The sequence below is a fragment of the Paenibacillus sp. J22P51 genome (genome assembly GCF_059692215.1).
Map to the genome: position 1 here is coordinate 799,500 of NZ_JCAUAZ010000002.1, position 20,491 is coordinate 819,990.

The following is a 20,491-nucleotide window of genomic DNA, read 5'->3' on the forward strand; positions in this document are numbered from 1 at the left end:
AAAATGGCTGCACATAGATAAATTAGTGCAAAAGTGCATCTTTTGGGACCGAAAAGGTGCCAGTATGATGAGTGCCGGCAGAAATAGTTGCACAATTGCAAGCATTTCAGATAGAGAGGTTAATTTGAAAAAAAAGGTTGCACTTTTGCATGCTTCACAGCAGAATTCACGACACGAACAAGGTGATTTGGAGGAATGTTTTCCTCCCGGTTTTTTTAATAGATAGATCGTTCACTACTATGTTGGTTCTGTTCATGTTAGTATTGTTACTAAACTAACTTTCGGAATTTCTTGTTGAATGAACCGAAGAAACATTGAAGTGGATAATTTTTCCACCAAAGGGAGACTACTATGAATCTAACGAGACATCCGTGGAAAAAAAATGCGCTAAGAAGACTGATTCTCTCGTTTATTTGCATTCTTCTACCGCTCTATATTCTCAGTATGATTATTTACAATTGGGGGATTCGAACCTTACAAGACGAAATATCCAAATCCATGATCTCGCAAGTATCGGGATATTTGACCGGGTTGGAGGAGGAGTTCAGACGAATTCAAACGTTGCAGTACGATGTCTTAAGCGATGACAATTTAAATGCACTCGGAGCCATACCTGATTCATTGAATGATATTGAGAAAATGCAAAGCATTCTAAGACTCCAGCAGCGACTTAATGCTATACGAAACAGCTCCACGTATATTAAGGATGTGTACGCTTACATACCTGCGATCCAGAAGAATGTGTCGGCTTTAACGATATCCTCATTTAATCAGCAAGAATTTGAAAATTTGAGGAACATCCCGTTGACACTGGATTCCCAAGTCATGAATGTGGACGGCAGAATGTATTTAAGCGCGGTATATCCCTTCTCTACACCAAGCAGTAAAAGAGGCCCGCTATTTATTGTGGCGATCGAATTGTCTAAGGAAAAGCTGGAGGAACATTTGAAATTGATGGTTAATTCCTCGGATGAGGGATTGATTTTTAATAGCTCGCAATTTGTCATCACAACAGGTCGCGATGCTGCTTTCGATCAAGAGATCTCGACCCATATGGCCAATAACGCAAATATTGGCAACGCACAGAAACTTGTTATCCATGACAAGCATTATCTTGCCGTTTACACGTCTTCGAAATTCTTTGGAGCCGTGCTAAGCAAATATGTACCAGAAAACGCCGTGTTTCAACCTCTTCAAAAGTACAGAAGTTGGTTCGTCTTGCTAGCAGCAGTAGCCCTCATCATTATTGTTATTTACTCTTTATATGTCTATAAATACATTCACAAACCACTGGATAAGCTTGTTAAAGCTTTCCGCAAAATCGAACATGGCGATTTCGAGGTTCAGATCGATCATACGGTAAACGATGAGTTTCAGTACATTTATAAGCGATTTAATGTGATGCTAGGGAATTTAAAATCCTTGATTGATCAGGTGTATAAACAACAAATTTTAACGCAGAAGGCGGAGTTGAAGCAGCTTCAATCCCAGATTAATCCTCATTTTCTATATAACAACCTCTTTATTCTTAGCACGATGGCTCGCCTTGGCGATTACGAGAATCTCGAGCAATTTACGAATCAATTGGGTGAATATTTCCAGTTCGTCACGAGGAACAGTTCGGATGAGGTGCCGCTATGGAAAGAAGTGAATCATGCCAAAGTGTATGCTGAGATTCAAGCAATGCGCTTTTCGAATCGACTGAAGGTCGAATTCGATGAGCTGCCGGACAATATCGGACACATCATGGTGCCGAGGTTGATTTTACAACCGATCATAGAGAATGCTTTCGAGCATGGTCTGGAGCGGAAGCCTGCGAAAGGCATTCTGCGTGTTCGACTTCGGAAGATTGAGAATGATATTCAGATGATCGTTGAAGATAACGGTGAGGAGCTGGACGGAGAGCGCATCGAGATGCTCCAAAACGCGTTAACTGACCAGGAAGGGTTGGAGACGACCGGCATTTTGAATATCCATCAACGAATTCGGTTGAAGTTTGGACAGACCAGTGGGTTAACCGTGGAGCGAAGCGAATGGGGCGGCTTGAAAGCAACCATTCATATTGATTTAACGAATGGAGGCGTATAAATGTACAGGGTGCTAGTCGTAGATGATGAGATGATTATTGCAGACGGGTTATATGAGGTGCTCCAGAACATTCCTCAGCTAGAGTTGGATGTGTATAAAGCCTATTCCGGTATGGAGGCGGTCAAACAATTCGATCGAACTCGTTTCGATATCGTGCTTACGGATATTCGTATGCCGGGTCTCGACGGTTTGCAGCTGCTAGAGAAGATTCGGGAGAGATGGCCCCAATGCAGAGTCATTTTCCTAACGGGATACAATGAATTTTCCTATATTTACTCGGCTATCCAGTATGAAAGGGTCAGCTATTTACTGAAGACCGAAGGATACGAGAAAGTCATTCAGATGGTAGAACATACGGTTGCTGAGATTGAAACGGACTTAAAGGCGCAGTCTTTGCTGAAGATAGCTCAGGAACAGTTGGATGACATGAGGGGGATGCTGCAGAACGATTATGTGAAGCGGATATTGAGTGAGCAGCTCGATGCGCGGGAGATTAATCAAGAGCAATTCGATGAGCTGGCTATACCGCTTAAAGCGGATCGCCCAGTGCTGATCATGCTTGGAAGAATTAACAGCTTGTCCAACAAGACGACGTATTCAGAGAAGTCTCGGCAGTTGTACAGGATTAAGCACATCGCTGAACAGTATATGTCCTCGCACGTTTCTTTCGTTAATGCGATTAATGAGCATATGGACCTCATTTGGCTGATTCAGCCTCTTCAAGGGAACACCGAAACAGAGGGGTGGGTTAGAACCCTGACGTTCGTGAAAGGGAATTTGGAGTTGGTGCAGGCTGCTTGTCGCGAGTCCGTCGGTGAGTTGTTGTCCTTCGTATTGGACGACAGCACAGTGGCGTGGGCGGATGCTGCAGAACGGTTCGCGACATTAACCATGCTGATGAATTATAGGATTGGTCAAGGCAGTGGCATGCTGCTTCTCGATAAGCAAATGGTGGAGCAAGAGCTCCAGCAGTCAGACGGGAGCCACCGTGAGAAGTCGCAGATTCGGCAAGCCAAATTGGACCAACTTGCTGATCAATTGGAGCATGGGCAGCGCGTGGAATTCAACAATACGCTGCTTGCCTGTGCCGAATCGCTTAAAGATATTGACAGTATGCATGATGTACCTGCGCAAGAGCTTTATTATTCCATAGGGTTGGTCTTCTTATCCTATATGAACCGCTGGAATTTGGTAGAGACGGTTGCGACCATAATCGGGCTGCATAAGCTCATGCAGCCAGGGGAGCATGAATCCTGGAGGGTGGCTTTTGAGTATCTCGCACGTGTTGAAGAAATTCTATTCAACCTTCAGAACCAAGAGGAAGAGAGAAGGGCAAATGCCATCATTTCGTTGATTCAGAAACATATTAAGGATCATCTGCATAATCCTGATGAGGTCTCGCTGGTGAAGTTAGCGGAATTGGTCTATTTCAATCCGTCCTATTTGTCACGATTATTTAAACAGGTGACCGGAACCAATTTATCCGATTACATTTCCTCGACCCGCATGATTAAAGCTAAGAATCTCCTGGAAAATCCGAATATTAAAATACAAGAGGTTGCCGAGCTCGTCGGTTATGGCACAGCAACCAACTTTACGCGGTATTTTCGCAAGGTAGCCCACATGACCCCACTGGAGTATCGGACATCGATATTCGGGCAACAAGTAAACAAGTGATTCAAATGTAAAGACTTGAATATTGAATGCCGATTGATTGCGCTTTACCATTAGAGATGAAGCAACTCTAGTACATTCAGATCTTTCGGGGAGGTTCACATGAGAAAAAGAGATAAAGCAAAATCAGCAGTTATTCTCTCTGCAGCAGGATTATTGGTACTCTCAGCTTGTAGTTCAGAGGGGTCAAAGGATAGTAATTCAACAGCGACACCTGCGGGGACTTCTGCGCCAGCAGCGAATTTGATGGCGAAGTATGAGAAACCAGTGGATATTACAGCTTGGCGCTATACGGAAGCAACCTACAAGTACGAAAATGGCGACACGATTGAAAATAATATTTATACAAAAGCTTATCAAAATGACCTGAACATCAACCTGAAATATCAATGGGCAGTGCCTGTCGAGCAATTTGATCAAAAGCTGAATGTGGCTATTGCTGCCGGGGATCTGCCGGATATCATGTGGCTGAAAAACAAGCAGCTCACTGATTTGGCTGATAATGATATGCTCTATGATTTGACAGAGTTGTATGAAAAATATGCATCACCCATGGCGAAGAGCATTCTGCAGCAGGATCAGAAGGCTTTCGATACAGCTAAGATCGGCGGCAAGCTGATGGCGATTCCTCAGACTTCCTCGGCGATCGACGGTCTGCCGCTCTTGTATGTTCGGGCTGATTGGTTGGCTAAGCTTGGACTTTCTGAGCCGAAGTCTATGAAGGAAGTTCTGGCAGTTGCTGAGGCTTTCACGAAGAAGGATCCGGACGGAAATGGCAAAGATGATACCTTCGGGATGGCATTTACCAAATCATTCTTAGCGGATACCCATTTTGGAACAACGGGCTTCTTCTCAGGCTTTCATGCTTATGCACGCAAATGGGTGAAGGATGCATCTGGCAAACTCGTGTACGGCAGTATCCAGCCGGAAGTGAAAACAGCGTTGAAACAGATGCAGGATATGTACGCGCAAGGCTTGCTGGATAAGGAATTTGGCGTTAAAGACCGAGCGAAGGTAACGGAATCCGTTGTTGGCGGCAAGGTAGGTATCTTCTACGGCAGTATGTCCGCTCCGCTGTCAATCATCCAGAAGAACATCGACAACGATCCGAAGGCAGATTGGAAAGCGATCCCGCTGGTGTCTGTCGACGAGAAGAAGGCTACGCCAATCGGCAACATGCCAATTCAACGTTATTATGCCGTAAGTAAGAAGAGCAAGAATCCAGAAGCGATTATCAAGCTACTTAACTTCCAGATGGATGGGTATGACGAGAGTAAGAAGCCGAAACCAGAGATGAGCTTCAGCCCAACGAATGTCCCTGTCTATCTCTATAGCTTGCTGAATCCAGAGCCAGCGAATAAAAACTTGAACGCACATAATAATGCGTTGAGTGCGATTGCTTCAAATGATCCTTCCAAGCTGTCAACGGAAGAAAAGGGTTACTTCGACAAAATCGTGGACTTCCGTAAAGGAAACAAAGCGAATTGGGGAACTGAGCGCGTATTCGGTACGCCAAGCAGCTTCGATGTTATCAGTCAGTATGTGAAAGATGATAACTATCTGCTAGATGCGTTCTACGGTGCAGCGACACCGACCATGGTTGAGAAGAATGCATCCCTTCAGAAGTTGGAAGAAGAAGTATTTACGAAGATAATTATGGGCCAATCCATTGATACGTTTGATAAATTCGTTGAAGACTGGAAGAAGCTTGGCGGTGAACAGATTACGAAGGAAGTCAACGATTGGTACGCAAAAAGTAAATAAGTAGTTGACGGCTTAATACGAGATTGGAGCTTAGGGGGAAGCGGTCGTACACTGCTTTCCCCTTCGTTATTTGTCCATTTATGCAAACGGAGAGGAGTAAAAACGGAGATGAATAAAAAACTGCAGGAAATTCCTTTGCATCTTATGCTGTTACCTGGTGTCATTCTTACGATTATCTTTAGCTATGTCCCGATTGCAGGGATCGTTATTGCTTTTCAAAAATTTGTACCTTCCAAAGGTATCTTTCATTCCAAATGGATCGGGCTCGATAATTTCCGCTATATGCTGGAGATGCCCAATTTTACTAGTGTTGTATGGAATACTGTTTTCATTGCAGTGATGAAGATCATCGTACACTTAATTGTGCCAGTCATTTTTGCACTGCTATTAAATGAGGTCGTAAGCACGGCCTTCAAACGGACCGTACAAACCATTATCTACTTTCCTTATTTTCTGTCCTGGGTCATCCTGGGAGGCATTTTGATTGATATTCTCTCCCCTTCAGGCGGCATCGTGAATCAGATGCTTGGCCTCATTGGCATCAAACCTATTTTTTTCCTTGGCAACGAAAACTGGTTTCCTTTTACACTTGTCGCTTCCGACACGTGGAAGGAATTCGGATATAGCACGATCGTTTATTTAGCTGCCCTGACGGCAATAGATCAGTCCTTGTATGAAGCTGCGGTTGTAGATGGAGCTAATCGATGGAAGCAGACACTCCACGTTACAATTCCCGGCATGCTGCCTATTGTCACGCTAATGACTGTACTGAGCTTAGGAAATGTACTGAACGCTGGGTTCGATCAGGTGTTCAATCTGTACAGTCCGATGGTGTACAGCACAGGAGATATTATTGATACGATGGTTTACCGGATTGGCTTAGTAGATGCGCAATACGGCGTAGCGACGGCGGTAGGATTGTTTAAATCCGTTATTGCTTTCATTTTAATTGTGATTTCGAATAAGCTTGCCAATCGGTATACCGGTTATCGGATATTTTAAAGTCAGGGGGAAAGGCTATGCAGAAAGTTTCAACGAGCAGAAAATTATTTCTGGTAATCAACTATCTATTGTTGGGTTTGATAGCGTTCCTCTGTCTATTGCCGCTTATTAACGTGCTAGCGGTTTCCTTCAGCTCTAGCAGCGCTGCGGCAGGGGGGTTCGTGAAGCTCTGGCCAGTAGATTTCACAATAGCCTCGTATAAACATGCTTTAACGAAGAGGGAATTTATTGAAGGCCTGTTTGTTTCGATTCAAAGAGTAGCGCTTGGTTATGCGATTAATATGGTGATTACCATCTTGATTGCTTATCCACTTTCGAAAGAAACGACTGTGCTCCGTGCAAGGAATATGTATGCTTGGTTCTTTATTATAACGATGCTTTTCCACGGCGGACTTATTCCTAGCTATATGACGATGAAAACACTCGGTTTGCTGGACACCATTTGGGCGCTGGTGCTTCCCGGAGCTGTACATGTATTCAATATGATTTTGCTGCTGAACTTTTTCCGTAATTTACCCAAGGAAATCGAAGAGGCTGCGTACATTGATGGAGCGGGTCACTGGAAGGTGCTATGGAGCATGTATATTCCATTGTCCAAGCCTGCGTTGGCAACGATCACCTTATTTACCGTGGTCATGCATTGGAATTCGTGGTTCGATGGCTTGATTTACATGAACTCGCCTTCAAATTATCCGCTGCAGAGCTATTTGCAAACGATTATTGTTAATCCTGACTCTAGTACGCTTTCGTCAACTGAACTGTACATGTCAGAGGTATCAGACCGTACTTTCAAGGCGGCGCAAGTATTCCTTGCGGCATTGCCGATATTGGTATTCTATCCGTTCTTACAGAAATATTTCATGAAGGGCCTAGTCATGGGCAGTGTGAAAGGTTAACGCATGGGGCTGCCTTAGGCAGTCCATTTCTTTTGGGGAGGCATTTACAATGAGCGAGAACATCATAGAACGGCTTCGAGAGATGTCCGTAGAGAATCAGTTAGGTCAGCTGAAAAAAGACACAGATGGTGATGTGCTGAAAGAGTGGCAGCAATCAGGCGTTAAGTTTACTTCGACTGGCGGTCGACTGGAGGAAACCTATTACTCAGCGCTGCGCAAGCTGTTCGATTGCATTGTGCCAACAATGGGAGACGCCCCCGTACTGAACGAAGGTGGTATTTATTTAGGCTGCTGGATGGAAAGTACAGGGACGATCAACAATGAATTGTTGTCACGCTTCCTGCCCACGGTATCGGAGGATACCTTCCAACTGTTCGCAGATTATCAGAAGGAAGATGGTCAGCTGCCGTATAAAGTGACGGAGAACGGTCCAGCCTTTCGGCAAATCCAAATGGTCACCCCGCTTGCTAGAAGCGTGTGGAATCACTATACGTTGAATGGGCGAAATCAAGATTTTTTATGGAAAATGTATGAAGCGATGGTACGCTATGATGAATGGCTTGTGTCTTATCGCGATACTCGTAATACCGGCTGCGTAGAAGCCTTTTGTACATTCGATACGGGGCATGATCTATCTCCGCGATTCTGGCATGTGCCGGATTCCGCACATCTGGACGATGCTCGGCAGTATAATCCAGATTCACCGACCTTGCCTTTCTTAGCGCCGGATCTGACAGCGAATGTGTATTGTCAGCGTCTCTATTTATCGCGAATGGCGAAGGAGCTGGGTGATGAGAAGGCGGCTGCGGAGTGGGACGTAAAAGCTAAACAGTCCTTGGACAGCTTGTTCGTGCATTGCTTCGATGAAGCGGATGCTTTCTTCTATGATGTAGATCGTAACGACGAGTTTGTTCGTGTTCAGTCTGATGTTTTATTGCGTGTGCTTGCCTGCGAGGTCGGCGATGACGAGTTCTTCGCAGCTTCGCTGCGGAAGTATTTGCTCAACACGAGTAAGTTTTTCGCCAAATATCCTTTCACGTCCGTTGCGATGGATGATCCGCGCTTCGATCCGTTTTCTAGCTACAATACATGGGCAGGCACGTCGAATTTCTTGAGCTTGATTCGTACGCCGCATGCCTTCGAGCATCATCATCGCTATGTGGAGCTGACTTGGGTGCTGAACCCGATCATTACTGCCTTGGCACAAATGACCCGATTTGCCCAAACGGTAAGCCCTTGGACGGGGAAGGAAGGATTTACGGAGTCCTATTCGCCAGCCATTTTGTGCCTGCTGGACTTCGTTGAGCGGTTGTGTGGAATTTTGCCAAGACCGGATGGGGAGCTATGGTTCACTTCATTGGTGCCGTATCCGCAGGATCACGGTGAGATCATGGCTGCGGAGACTGGCTATAGTCGAATCGTCGATGGGGTCACGTTTGAGTTCATCACGACAAGAGACGGCAGCACTGTTTATCGCAACGGAGAAGCTTATTTGCAGATACCGTTCGGGACTAGGGCAGTGACAGATCGCAGCGGTCAACTGAAAGCCATCATCGGGTTGAGTGTTCGTACCATTGAGGGGACCGTTTCGTATGAAGGTCAAGAAATTTCACTTATTGTGAAAGGTAATGAGCAGGTAGATCTTTTAGAAGGGCGATTTGTTAGTGTGCGCGATCTGGGCGTTATTTATCCAACGTATCGGTAATTCAGGAGGTAGCTAGGTATGGCGATGATAAAAAATAGTGATATACAGATTAGAGACCCTTTTGTTGTTCCTATAAAAGAGGAAGGGCAGTACTATCTGTTTGGCAGCACCGACGCGAATATTTGGGGTAAGGGGACCGGATTTGACGTGTACGTGGGACGGGACTTGCAGGAGTGGGAGGGTCCGCATAGTGTGTTTCGACCAGGAGCGGACTTCTATGCCGAGAACAATTTCTGGGCACCGGAAGTGTACAAATACGAGGACCGCTACTTTATGTTCGCGACCTTTCGCCGGAAGGACAATAATTTGCTTGGAACAGCTGTCTTGGCAAGTGACAGTCTGTTAGGGCCTTTCACGCCTCACAGTGACGGCCCCGTAACGCCGAAGGACTGGTGCTCGCTGGACGGGACGTTGTTCATCGATAACGAGGGGCTGCCTTGGATCGTATTTTGCCGTGAGTGGCAGCAAGTGCGTGATGGTCAGGTTTGTGCAGTACGCTTGACCAAGGATCTTAAGGACATTATCGGTGAACCTGTCGTCCTATTTTCCGCTTCGCAAGCTTTATGGCCTACATCCTTCCAGCATCCGCGTTTCCCAGGTCAGGATAACTACGTGACGGATGGTCCGTCCTTCTATCGCGCAGCGAACGGGGATTTGCTGATGCTGTGGGCAAGTTTTATTAATAATACGTATGCGTTAGGTGTTGCTAAGTCCGTATCCGGGAACGTGTTGGGTCCATGGGTACAGGAGGAGGAAGCACTGTTTCGGAGCGATGGAGGGCATGCGATGCTATTCCATACCTTTGAGGGAAGCTTGATGCTCGCGATCCACTCCCCAAATCAAACGCCGAATGAGCGGCCTCATTTTCTTGAAATTGAAGAGAAGGATGGCAAGCTGAGGGTACTTGGGGTGTAAATGAATAGTTGTCCTTAAATAAGAGGGAGTCAGCGACTCCCCCTATCGGACAAATTGTAGGGGACAGATCCATTTGAGATCTGTCCCCTTTTCAGTGAGTCTGGGCGCTTAGGTCGAATAGAACTTCAAAAAGAAGAACTCTCAAGCCTGTATTGCCCAGGTGTAATGTTCTCGAATTTTTTAAATACCTTGAAAAAATGCCGTGGGTTTTCGTAACCAACTAGCTCCGCAATCGTGTTGATCGGCCATTCCGGATTCTCTTGCATGATTTGTTTGGCTTTGGCAAGTCGAAAGGTATGCAAGTAGTGAAGGAAGGTCAGTCCCATCTCTTTCCGAAACAACATGCTGATGTAATTGGGGTGCATTTGCACATGATCGGCAACCGCATCAAGCGATAAATCCTGCTTGTAATTTTGTTCCACGAAAGCGACAATTTTATCAATTGTATGGATGTTCGGCTGGTGGTGGTCAGTGGTGCGAGTATATTGAATGAGCTGTGCGATGATCTCCGAGATCTGGATATCTGCATGTAATGTACTGTTCGATGCAAATAGCTTGGTTGCTGCATGTTCACCCCAGATGGTTTCAGGTGTTAGGCCAACACTTTGCAAGTAAACACCGATACAGATAAGAAACTGCTCGCGAAGCTTGTTATTACATTCCGTATTGCCTGGGAAATGAGGCAGTATGGACTGCACATCCTTTTCAATCTGCTCGAGAGTAAGCTGCTTGTCAATTGAACGCTCAATGTATTGTACAAGATGATCAAAGTGATGACGAATGTTTTCCGACTCTGGTAGATAGAAAGTTAATCTGCTGGAGGAAAAGTACCGATTGAATAACATCGCTGCCATTGCCTCAATATACAGATCGCGTATATGCTCGTTATCGTTCTTTTTGAAGCTGACCCCAATACAATATCCGCTGCCTTGCTTTCTCGCGGTATCGAACAACTCGTCACATGCAAGCTGTAGATCTTCATCTATAGGGCTATGCACACTATTCGCAATCATGACAGTTTGCTGCAAGAAGCGAGATTGGAATGTGTAATGTTTCTGGAAAATACGTGCTAGATGTGCACTCATTCCTGTGAGGCTTTCGGCTGTCAAAAGCGGTACATGCTCGGTTGCTTGAATGACGATTATCGTCGTATAAGGATGGGGAAGCAGGGAGTGCAACTGTTCAGGCTTAAGCGTCAAGTCCTCCAACTGCGTATTGAATAGGATATGTTCTTTGAGCAGAAGTAGGTCATGCTCGATGATTTGCTTTTGTTCCTCCTGAATGGTTCTCCCGATTCTACCCAGTACGCTGATGAGCTCTTCCTTATTAATCGGTTTCAACAAATAGTCGATGACTTGGTAGCGCAGTGCTTGTCTGGCATAAGCAAAATCGCTATAACCAGTTAAGATAACGAACCGGCTGCAAAGGTTAAGAGTTTGTATGTCCTTTATCAGCGTGAGTCCGTCCATTTCAGGCATATGAATATCTGTAAGGATCAAATCAGGCTGAAAGGCCGCTAGCTTGTGCATCGCATCAATGCCGTCAGCAGCGCCGACGATCTCGATAAACGGAGTATGCGCTCTCTCGATCATACGGATAATCCCATTTAAGATGATAGGTTCATCATCGACTACCATCAACCTCATGGCGTTGCCCCCTTAGCTAACTTGAGTATACATGTCGTCCCCTCATTAAGCTTACTCTCCAGTTGAATACCCGAACCTTCGCCAAAAAACATTTTTACACGTTCGTTTACATTCATAATCCCGATACCTCCGCCACCCTTCTGCAAAGGATGGACATCCATGGTGCCATTTAACACGCCTTGGATGAGTACAAGTCGTTCTTTCTCAATGCCAGTACCAGAATCAACAACGGTAATGAACATGAACGCAGCATCTTCCCAAATACGGATCGAAAGTGAGCCTTGCTTTCTTACATTCGCGATCCCGTGAACGATGCTATTCTCAATGATCGGCTGCAGCATGTAGTGAGGACATTGAAAATTATCGATAGCCGCGTTGATCTCAAAAGATACTTTCAGGCGATCAGCCAATCTAATTTGCTGGATTTTAATATAGTCTTTGACATTTTCCACTTCTTCCCGAAGTGAAGTCTCGTTTTTCGCTCCTGATAGGCTGTAGCGGAATAGCTTGCCTAGCGTATAGGACATCTCAGCTGCTTCGGGGTCATCGTTGGCTTCTGCGATCATGCGAATCGATTCGAGCGTATTGTATAAAAAATGAGGCTTGATTTGCGCCTGCATCATGAGATAGGCTGATTCCTTTCGCAGCATTTCCGAACGATGGACGGTATTAACCAACTCATCCATGCGCCTGATCATCGCATTATAAGAGGAAGTTAGATGTCCGACTTCGTCTTTATTAATTTCCCCGCGATAGAGAGGGAAATGGTTTTCGTCAACTTGCCGCATATGCTTGGAAAGCTTCAGAATGCGCTTCGTAATCGAACTGGCGATCAGATAGTAGATGCCGGAAAGAAGTAATAAAAGGAGTGCGACGATTAATACGAGAAGATACTTGTTTTTTTTGATCCCAATAAAGACGGTGTCTACTTGCTCCATCATTACAAACTGCAGCTTAAGGCTGTCAGAATAAAATGATTCAATCAGCATTTTATTTCCGTTAATCGTGTGATACGCGTATTTCGCATTTGGCCCAAAAGCTTGGGATAGTAAGGCCTTCTCTGAATCTTTGGATAAGGGGATCTTTTGAATATGAGAAATGACCTGATAATCCTGGTCTAGTACATAAAAATTGCTTCTGCTGTTTAAATTAAGCGATTCCAATAAAGGTTTTATGAAATTAGAGGTTACCTTGATATCGAGAAGACCAATGTCCTGCTCGAAATTCCGGTTTCCAATTTTGTGGAAATAATGTAGATTGATGTCTTGATCTGAGCCATTAGTAAACGTTATCCATTTACCTATACCTAGCGGAAGCTTCTTAATGCTCTCATCCAGCTTGAACTCGTCCATCTTGGCCATTTCGGGACGGAAAATCATACCGTTCTGCTGCTCCATGTAGATGGTCATCCCATCGATCATTCGATTGGATGACAAAATATAAGAAAACAAAGGTCTGATGTAGGTCAAAAAATTGGAAACTTGCTCAAAATCGCTCCGGTAGTTCCCGCTTAAATAGGCAATCGTGTTCGAATTATTTTGGAATAGCTGATACGCAGATTCGATCTGTACCGTACTTACGTTGACATTATTAAGGACTTGATTCACAATTTTTTGTCTGCCTTGCGCATACTCTTCGAGAAAGCTATTGTAGTTTTGGTTATAAAGGAACAGGCCGAATGAAATAATCGGAATGAAGATGATGAAAATGTAGCCTATTGCCATTTTTTTTACAATCGACAAGTTCTGATAGCTGAAAGCAGGCTTCAGTTTCACGGATCACACCACCTTATAAACGGACACTGCCTGCTTAAAAATGATCACTATAATTATGAGCCGCACTCCGTTATTATTGGATTTGTAAGCGCTTAATACAAGCGGATAGTCATTGCATCGAGGGGGAGTACCATGAGTATAGCACTTAAAATGGTAAAGAAAAACTGGCAACTCTATCTGATTATTCTGCCATCACTCGTTTATTTGATCATTTTTAAATACATACCGATGGTTGGCGTCCAAATCGCTTTTAAGAACTTTATGGTCACGAAAGGAATATGGGGAAGCGATTGGATCGGTTTCAAGCATTTTGTGGACTTTTTCCATCTGCCCATTTTTTGGAGGGTGATCAAAAATACGGCGCTGCTCAGCCTTTACTCACTTCTTGTCGGCTTTCCGGCACCGATCATACTTGCTCTAGCATTAAATGAACTGAAAAACGGGATTTTTAAAAGGACTGTCCAGTTAGTCACCTTCGCGCCGTATTTCATTTCAACGGTCATCATGGTTTCGATCATTATGCTGTTCCTTTCTCCACAGCTTGGCTTCGTTCATCTGTTAGCGGATAAGTTCGGATTTCCAGCGGAAAATATCATGTCAAAGCCGGCGTATTTCAAAACCGTTTATGTCCTTTCCGACGTATGGCAGTTCACAGGATATGCCTCGGTCATTTACATTGCCGCTCTGGCAGGGGTAGACCCGCATTTGTATGAGGCGGCAAAAGTAGACGGTGCATCCCGGTTTCAACGGATGATGAATATCGATTTGCCGAGCTTAATGCCGACGGCTGTTATCTTACTCATTCTAAATGCTGGGCAAATCATGAACGTTGGATTCGAGAAGGTGTATCTGATGCAAAATGCGATTAATGTTGGGGCGTCCGAGGTCATATCTACGTATGTTTACAAAATGGGGTTAGTTGGAGCGAACTTCAGTTTCTCTGCAGCTGTCGGACTTTTTAATTCGATTGTCAATTTAATACTGCTCATTGTGGTCAACTATGTGGCAAGGAAAAATTCTGAGACAAGCTTGTGGTAGGAGGTAAATGATATGGTTAATTCCGAGCAAACCGTGCTGCTCAAAGCGAGAAAGGCACCTACACGCATTCTTGAAAATAGTGTCGACAGAATGTATTTGTTCTTTGTCTATGTGTTTCTAGTTATTTGCTTAATCATTGTGGCCTATCCGCTCATTTATATCATTAGTTCATCATTCAGCTCCTCGTCAGCTGTGATCTCAGGCAAAGTGTGGCTGTTCCCTGTTGAACCTACCCTTCGAGGGTATAAAGCCGTATTTCAGAATCCGCAAATCTTGACGGGGTACGGGAACTCTTTGTTTTATCTCTTCTTCGGGACACTGCTTAGCGTGACGTTGACGATAACAGCGGCTTACCCGCTTTCACGCAAAAACTTTTATGGACGTAACGTCATCACTGCACTGTTCATTTTTACGATGCTGTTCAACGGGGGGTTAATTCCCTATTATTTGACAGTTAAAGGAATGGGGCTGCTCGACACGAGATGGGCAATGATTATTCCTGGTGCCATTTCGGTATGGCAAGTTATTCTGGCGAGGACGTTTTTCCAAACATCGATTCCTTCGGAACTAACGGAGGCGGCACATTTGGATGGATGCAGCGATTTTAAGTTTCTACTTCGAATCGTCATCCCGCTGTCCAAACCGATCATCGCCGTTCTCGTACTTATGTATGCCATTGGCTATTGGAACTCCTATTTTGAAGCGTTGATTTTCTTGAAATCGCCTAAATTGTATCCGCTGCAGCTTATTTTACGAAACATTCTCATCCTGAACTCCATTGATCCAACGATGATAAAGGATGTCAAAGAACTTGCGGATCGGCAAGGCTTAAAGGAACTTCTTAAATATTCACTGATCGTCGTAGCGAGCGCGCCTGTTCTTGTGTTATATCCTTTTGTGCAAAAGCATTTTGTGAAAGGACTACTGATTGGTTCTCTGAAAGGGTGAATCCAGTTACACATTGAGGGGAGGGATGCCGGGAAGCAATTGACCAGGTAGTAACCATATGGGAATTAAATAGCTATGAAAAACAAGGAGGGTTTGCGCATGGTAAGTAAAGGAACCAGAAAAACTTGGTTATCGGCGGTCCTGATTTTACTCATAACATTGCCTGTAGTTGGCTGCACGTCCAATAATGATGATCCACAGGGTAGCGCAAGTTCTACAGAGGCTGGAAGCTCAGGCGGCGGAAAAGAACTTAATGCTACTGGCTTCCCTATTACTAAAAATAAAATTACAATGAGTGCCTTTGCGCCGCAATCCGCGAACATTGCCGATTTGAATACGAATTGGTTTACCAAATATTTGGAAGGAAAGACGAATATTCATTTGAACTGGCAGCTTGTGCCCGGAGAATCAGCGGCTTTAAATGAGAAAAAACAGCTGCTGCTTGCAAGTGGCGATTATCCTGATATTTTCATGCAAGGTAATTTAACGAAAGAGGAACAGCTGCTGTACGGTCAACAAGGCGTACTTCTCCCGTTAAATAAGTTAATCGATCAATACGCACCGAATATTAAGAAAGCATTCAAAGACATTCCGTATTTGGAGAAGGCGATCACTGCTCCGGACGGCAATATTTATGCGATACCTTCCGTGAATGAATGCTATCACTGCCAGTTTTCTGCCAAAATGTGGGTGAATACGAAGTGGTTGCAAAAGCTCGGCCTTAGCGCACCGAAGACGACCGATGATTTCTACAACATGCTAAAAGCATTTAAGGAAAAAGATCCGAATGGGAATGGCAAAGCAGATGAAATTGCGTTCACGGGTTCACCGACAGGTTGGCATACGGATATTGAGACATTCGTCATGAATGCGTTCGTTTATTACAATGCGGACAACAATTATTTCATGATGAACGGCGGCAAGCTGGCAACATCGGTCGACCAACCAGGCTTTAAAAAGGGTCTGCAATTCTTGAACAAACTGTATGCGGAAGGCTTGATTGATAAGGAAGCATTTACACAGAAATCGGATGCGCTTTCCCAAAAAGGGAATAGTCCTGCTACAGCGATTGCTGGTGCTATTCCGGCAGGCTGGTTCGGCGAATTCACAGATGCCTCGCCAACCGCAACGCGCCACAAGGACTATGATCCGATTGCGCCGCTTACTGGTCCAGATGGGGCATCGTTCGCGCCTCACTACATTGGCATTGGGAACTCGGTGTTTGCCGTGACGAATAAAAATAAAAATCCGGAAGCAGCAATTCGTCTAGCTGACTATCTGTATACAGATGAGGGCACGACACTGTCTAACTCTGGGGAAGAAGGCCGCAACTGGGTGAAGGCTGATGCGAATGATAAAAACATACGCGGAACCGCAGCCAAGTTCAAGGTGAAAGAAACGACATATGGTGTTGGTCAGGTGCAAAATGACCATTGGAATCAAATGGGGCCGGGCCTTCGCTCCTCCGAATATCGAGAAACTGCCTATGCAGCTAGCCAGGACATCTATACGATGGATGGTTTGGAAACCCGTCTGTACAAGGCTACCAAAGAATTGTATGAAGGACACCAACCGAAAGAAGAGTTTCCGACGGATATTTTCTTAACGAACGATCAGGCTAATCAAGTTAAACAATTGAAGCCAATTATTACGGATTACGTCAAACAGTCTATGCTGCAGTTCATCATGGGGGCCAAAAGCATTGACAAAGATTGGGACGCTTATGTGAAGGGTCTTAAAGATTCCGGCATGGATCAATTTATCAAAATCTATCAGGATGGCTACGATAAAGTGTATAAAAAATAAGGGTTAGCAACGATTCTTGAAAATGGAGGGAAAACATGAACAAGCGTTGGGAGCGAACAGACTGGTTCCGAGAAGCAAGGTTCGGCATGTTTATTCACTGGGGATTGTATGCAATCCCCGCTAGGGGGGAGTGGGTCCGAAGCGTCGAGAAGCTGAGTAATGAGGAGTACGAACCGTACTTCCGAGAGTTTCGACCGGACCGCTATGACCCGCGGGCTTGGGCGAGAGCAGCTAAGGCGGCGGGACAGCAATATGCTGTCCTAACGACGAAGCATCATGATGGCTTCTGTCTATTTGACAGCGAGTTTACGGACTACAAAGCGACGAATACACCTGCGCAGCGGGATTTGATCAAGGAATATGTAGAAGCTTTTCGTGAAGAAGGCTTGAAGGTCGGCTTTTACTATTCACTGATTGATTGGTATCACGATGATTATCCCGCATATGGGGACCGCATTCATCCGATGAGAGACAATGAAGCTTATGAAAACCGTTCCACCCAATTCGAGCGCTATGTGAATTATTTGCATGCACAAGTGAAGGAATTGCTTACAAATTATGGTGAAATAGATGTGATGTGGTTCGATTTCTCGTACGATGATATGACTGGTGAGAAGTGGAGAGCTACTGAGCTTGTTAACATGATTCGATCCCTGCAACCAAATATTATTATTGACAACCGACTTGGCGGAGATATTAAAAAGGCAGAACCAGAGGTATATGCCGGCGACTTTTATTCCCCTGAGCAAATCGTTCCTCCCGGCGGCATCGTTGATGAAAACGGACTAAACGTACCATGGGAAGCCTGTATTACGCTCAACGATAACTGGGGCTATCATGCGAAGGATTATGCCTACAAATCACCGAAGCAGGTCGTGCGAGCTTTAGTGGAATGCATCAGTAAGAACGGAAATATGCTTCTAAATGTCGGGCCAGATGCAAGAGGAGAAATTCCGGCTGAGTCCATTCAAATATTGACGTCGGTTGGTGACTGGATGCGGCGTAATGGTGAAAGCATCTATGGATGTGGAGCATCCTCACTTCCGAAGCCTGAATGGGGACGCTATACGCAAAACGGGAATATGTTATATGCCCACGTATTTGATCGTGGCATCGGACCGATTTATTTCCAGGGGCTAAAGGGGAAAATCAAAAAGGCGAGACTCCTGGCAGACGGCTCAGAACTTAAGGTTTCCACGCCATGGATGGCGGAACATTATTCGGATACCGAAAGCGGGGCATTCATTCATTTGACCGGCGCCGAGCTCCCAGATGATGTGGATACTGTAATAGCGCTGGAAATCGAATAAGTGGCAGAGGTGAATAAGCGTTGAAAATCGGTCTTAGCACATATAGCTTGCTGGGTGCATTAAAAACAGGGGATATGACAGTCCTAGACGTCATACAGTGGATTTCGGATCATGGCGGCGAGCATATGGAAATCGTTCCCTATGGCTTTACACTGATAGACAAACCTGATCTAGCGGCCGCAGTCCGCTTGAAGGCTAAGGAAGTTGGCATCGAGTTATCCAATTATTCGATGCCGGCCAACTTCGTCCAGGAGACGGAAGAGGCTTTCGAAGCGGAGGTAGCGCGAGTCAAGCAGCATGTTGATTTGGTCAACAGGCTTGGCATGTTGCATATGCGGCATGATGTTACAGCTTTTACCTTACCGCCTGAAAAGATGACGATTCAATGGTTCGAATCGAATTTACACGCGATGGTAAGAGGGAGTCGGCTTATTGCCGATTATGCAGCGCAGTACGGGATCACCACGACCATTGAAAACCACGGCTTCAGCGTACAGGCAAGTGATCGTGTGCAACGCGTTCTAACTGAGGTCAATCGTCCTAATTTCAAGACGACACTGGATATCGGCAATTTTATGTGCGTGGATGAGCAGCCCCTAATCGGTGTGCGCAAAAATTTGCCATTTGCTTCACTCATCCATGTGAAAGATTTTTATTTTAGACCGTACGATGAGCATCCTGGAGAAGGAGCATGGTTTACAACCGCTAATGGCAACTATTTAAGAGGCGCAATCGTCGGCCAAGGAGATATCGACATGCGTCGAATTATGAAGCTCATTAAGGATTCGGGATACAACGGATATCTTACAATTGAATTTGAAGGCATGGAGGAGTGCAAATCAGCCTCGAAGATCGCGATGGACAATGCAAGACGGTTGTGGCAGGAGGCATGAGGCGTAGGGAGGTACGAAGCTACGAATGACGAATGCGGCTTTGCTTGTGGAAGAATGGCGTGGATATCTAGTGGAAAGCGAATTTTGGGGGCATGTGGTTGGGATCGATTTACAGGGTAACATCCGATATCAGGTGGGCGATCCCCATCATGTCACGTATTTACGATCGGCGTCAAAGCCTTTCCAGGCGATCCCCTTTTTTCGCAGACAGCTTCATAAGAAATATGGCCTAACGTTGGAGCAGCAGGCTGTTCTGACAGCATCGCATCGAGGTCAGTCGTTTCATGTGAACGCTTTAGAAGATTTGCTAGATAAGCTTGCTTTAAATGAAGAGCAATTGGTTTGCGGGGCATCCTTTCCACTGCAAACACCAAGCCATTATCGGCTGTTTCATGATGGTCATCTGGAGAGGAAGCTCTATCATAACTGTTCAGGGAAGCACTTATGTTTGCTTGCGGTATGTCAGGCAGATGGATACGCACTTCAAGGCTATGAAGATAACGACCATCCGCTGCAGCAGGAGTTGAGCGCGATCATATGCGAAATGGCGGGGCTCAACAGGGATCGCTTACAGCTTGGCATAGACGGCTGCGGCCTTCCTGTATATGCGATGCCTTTGTACCATGCGGCGCAAGCGTTTCTGAAGCTCGCACGACCCGAAATGATTGAGGATGCCGCCACTTCTGCTGCTGTGCGGGACTTGACCATCGCAATGAATGCCTGCCCGGATTGGGTATCCGGGACAGGGCTCATCTGTCCTGCGTTGTTGAAGGACGCTAATATTGTTGCGAAAGGCGGCGCCAAAGGCATATACTGCTTTGCGCTGAAACGAGAGGGATTGGCTTTCGCTCTAAAGGTTGCAGATGGGAGCGAAGACAAGTGGGCGTATATCGTGGCAGCTATTCTTTCACAAATTGGCTATCAGGATGGAACTACAATTGCGCGACTCCGGGAGTTGTGCCCGGATGAAATTCGTAACAGCTTAGGGGTTGTAGTTGGTCGACATCGAATCGGATTTCAACTGAAATGAT

General features: G+C 45.4%; 15 protein-coding genes. 13 read left to right on the plus strand and 2 right to left on the minus strand.

The window, feature by feature from the left end; genetic code table 11:
* The first annotated feature begins 351 nt into the window (after positions 1-351).
* The 7 genes from AC58QC_RS07875 to AC58QC_RS07905 all read left to right on the plus strand — a co-directional run bounded on the left by AC58QC_RS07875 (position 352) and on the right by AC58QC_RS07905 (position 10,044).
* Positions 352-2,088 carry a sensor histidine kinase gene (locus AC58QC_RS07875; protein WP_497414622.1) on the plus strand — a complete coding sequence of 579 codons (1,737 nt, stop codon included), beginning with the start codon at positions 352-354 and terminating at the stop codon, positions 2,086-2,088.
* Positions 2,089-3,765 carry a response regulator transcription factor gene (locus tag AC58QC_RS07880; RefSeq protein ID WP_497414623.1) on the plus strand — a complete coding sequence of 559 codons (1,677 nt, stop codon included), beginning with the start codon at positions 2,089-2,091 and terminating at the stop codon, positions 3,763-3,765. It begins immediately after the preceding gene.
* A 99-nt stretch (positions 3,766-3,864) separates the two neighbouring features.
* Complete coding sequence (locus AC58QC_RS07885) at positions 3,865-5,526, plus strand: extracellular solute-binding protein (RefSeq protein WP_497414624.1); 1,662 nt, start codon at positions 3,865-3,867, stop codon at positions 5,524-5,526.
* Between the two features lie 108 nt (positions 5,527-5,634).
* Positions 5,635-6,528 carry an ABC transporter permease gene (locus AC58QC_RS07890; RefSeq protein WP_497414625.1) on the plus strand — a complete coding sequence of 298 codons (894 nt, stop codon included), beginning with the start codon at positions 5,635-5,637 and terminating at the stop codon, positions 6,526-6,528.
* A 17-nt stretch (positions 6,529-6,545) separates the two neighbouring features.
* A complete protein-coding gene (locus tag AC58QC_RS07895) occupies positions 6,546-7,424 on the plus strand; it encodes a carbohydrate ABC transporter permease (protein WP_497414626.1) in 879 nt (292 codons plus the stop codon).
* A 49-nt stretch (positions 7,425-7,473) separates the two neighbouring features.
* The gene (locus tag AC58QC_RS07900) at positions 7,474-9,129 is read left to right on the plus strand and encodes an MGH1-like glycoside hydrolase domain-containing protein (RefSeq protein WP_497414627.1); all 1,656 of its coding nucleotides are present in this window, start codon (positions 7,474-7,476) and stop codon (positions 9,127-9,129) included.
* 24 nt (positions 9,130-9,153) lie between these two features.
* Positions 9,154-10,044: a glycoside hydrolase family 43 protein gene (locus AC58QC_RS07905; RefSeq protein ID WP_497414703.1), complete on the plus strand. Its 891-nt coding sequence runs from the start codon at positions 9,154-9,156 to the stop codon at positions 10,042-10,044.
* A 125-nt stretch (positions 10,045-10,169) separates the two neighbouring features.
* On the opposite strand, the gene AC58QC_RS07910 is transcribed toward AC58QC_RS07905, so the two are convergent.
* Complete coding sequence (locus tag AC58QC_RS07910) at positions 10,170-11,690, minus strand: response regulator (protein ID WP_497414628.1); 1,521 nt, start codon at positions 11,688-11,690, stop codon at positions 10,170-10,172.
* Complete coding sequence (locus AC58QC_RS07915) at positions 11,687-13,465, minus strand: sensor histidine kinase (RefSeq protein ID WP_497414629.1); 1,779 nt, start codon at positions 13,463-13,465, stop codon at positions 11,687-11,689. Before AC58QC_RS07915 ends, AC58QC_RS07910 begins: the two co-directional genes overlap by 4 nt.
* Positions 13,466-13,597: 132 nt before the next feature.
* On the opposite strand from AC58QC_RS07915, the gene AC58QC_RS07920 reads away from it, so the two are divergent.
* The 6 genes from AC58QC_RS07920 to AC58QC_RS07945 all read left to right on the plus strand — a co-directional run bounded on the left by AC58QC_RS07920 (position 13,598) and on the right by AC58QC_RS07945 (position 20,490).
* Positions 13,598-14,503 carry an ABC transporter permease gene (locus AC58QC_RS07920; protein WP_497414630.1) on the plus strand — a complete coding sequence of 302 codons (906 nt, stop codon included), beginning with the start codon at positions 13,598-13,600 and terminating at the stop codon, positions 14,501-14,503.
* A 12-nt stretch (positions 14,504-14,515) separates the two neighbouring features.
* Positions 14,516-15,451 (plus strand): carbohydrate ABC transporter permease, encoded by a 936-nt coding sequence (locus AC58QC_RS07925; RefSeq protein WP_497414631.1) that lies wholly within the window; start codon positions 14,516-14,518, stop codon positions 15,449-15,451.
* Positions 15,452-15,550: 99 nt separating this feature from the next.
* Complete coding sequence (locus AC58QC_RS07930; protein WP_497414632.1) at positions 15,551-17,257, plus strand: ABC transporter substrate-binding protein; 1,707 nt, start codon at positions 15,551-15,553, stop codon at positions 17,255-17,257.
* A 35-nt stretch (positions 17,258-17,292) separates the two neighbouring features.
* On the plus strand, positions 17,293-18,567 hold the full coding sequence (locus tag AC58QC_RS07935) for an alpha-L-fucosidase (protein WP_497414633.1): 1,275 nt from the start codon (positions 17,293-17,295) through the stop codon (positions 18,565-18,567).
* 20 nt (positions 18,568-18,587) lie between these two features.
* Complete coding sequence (locus AC58QC_RS07940; protein ID WP_497414634.1) at positions 18,588-19,460, plus strand: sugar phosphate isomerase/epimerase family protein; 873 nt, start codon at positions 18,588-18,590, stop codon at positions 19,458-19,460.
* 25 nt (positions 19,461-19,485) lie between these two features.
* Positions 19,486-20,490: an asparaginase gene (locus AC58QC_RS07945; RefSeq protein ID WP_497414635.1), complete on the plus strand. Its 1,005-nt coding sequence runs from the start codon at positions 19,486-19,488 to the stop codon at positions 20,488-20,490.
* The last annotated feature ends 1 nt before the right edge of the window (position 20,491 follow it).

Excerpts from the sequence above, each read along its gene's own strand:
- AC58QC_RS07875 (WP_497414622.1), top strand. The coding sequence starts at position 352 with ATGAATCTAACGAGACATCCGTGGAAAAAAAATGCGCTAAGAAGACTG.
- AC58QC_RS07880 (WP_497414623.1), top strand. The coding sequence starts at position 2,089 with ATGTACAGGGTGCTAGTCGTAGATGATGAGATGATTATTGCAGACGGG.
- AC58QC_RS07885 (WP_497414624.1), top strand. The coding sequence starts at position 3,865 with ATGAGAAAAAGAGATAAAGCAAAATCAGCAGTTATTCTCTCTGCAGCA.
- AC58QC_RS07890 (WP_497414625.1), top strand. The coding sequence starts at position 5,635 with ATGAATAAAAAACTGCAGGAAATTCCTTTGCATCTTATGCTGTTACCT.
- AC58QC_RS07895 (WP_497414626.1), top strand. The coding sequence starts at position 6,546 with ATGCAGAAAGTTTCAACGAGCAGAAAATTATTTCTGGTAATCAACTAT.
- AC58QC_RS07900 (WP_497414627.1), top strand. The coding sequence starts at position 7,474 with ATGAGCGAGAACATCATAGAACGGCTTCGAGAGATGTCCGTAGAGAAT.
- AC58QC_RS07905 (WP_497414703.1), top strand. The coding sequence starts at position 9,154 with ATGATAAAAAATAGTGATATACAGATTAGAGACCCTTTTGTTGTTCCT.
- AC58QC_RS07910 (WP_497414628.1), bottom strand. The coding sequence starts at position 11,690 with ATGAGGTTGATGGTAGTCGATGATGAACCTATCATCTTAAATGGGATT.
- AC58QC_RS07920 (WP_497414630.1), top strand. The coding sequence starts at position 13,598 with ATGAGTATAGCACTTAAAATGGTAAAGAAAAACTGGCAACTCTATCTG.
- AC58QC_RS07925 (WP_497414631.1), top strand. The coding sequence starts at position 14,516 with ATGGTTAATTCCGAGCAAACCGTGCTGCTCAAAGCGAGAAAGGCACCT.
- AC58QC_RS07930 (WP_497414632.1), top strand. The coding sequence starts at position 15,551 with ATGGTAAGTAAAGGAACCAGAAAAACTTGGTTATCGGCGGTCCTGATT.
- AC58QC_RS07935 (WP_497414633.1), top strand. The coding sequence starts at position 17,293 with ATGAACAAGCGTTGGGAGCGAACAGACTGGTTCCGAGAAGCAAGGTTC.
- AC58QC_RS07945 (WP_497414635.1), top strand. The coding sequence starts at position 19,486 with ATGACGAATGCGGCTTTGCTTGTGGAAGAATGGCGTGGATATCTAGTG.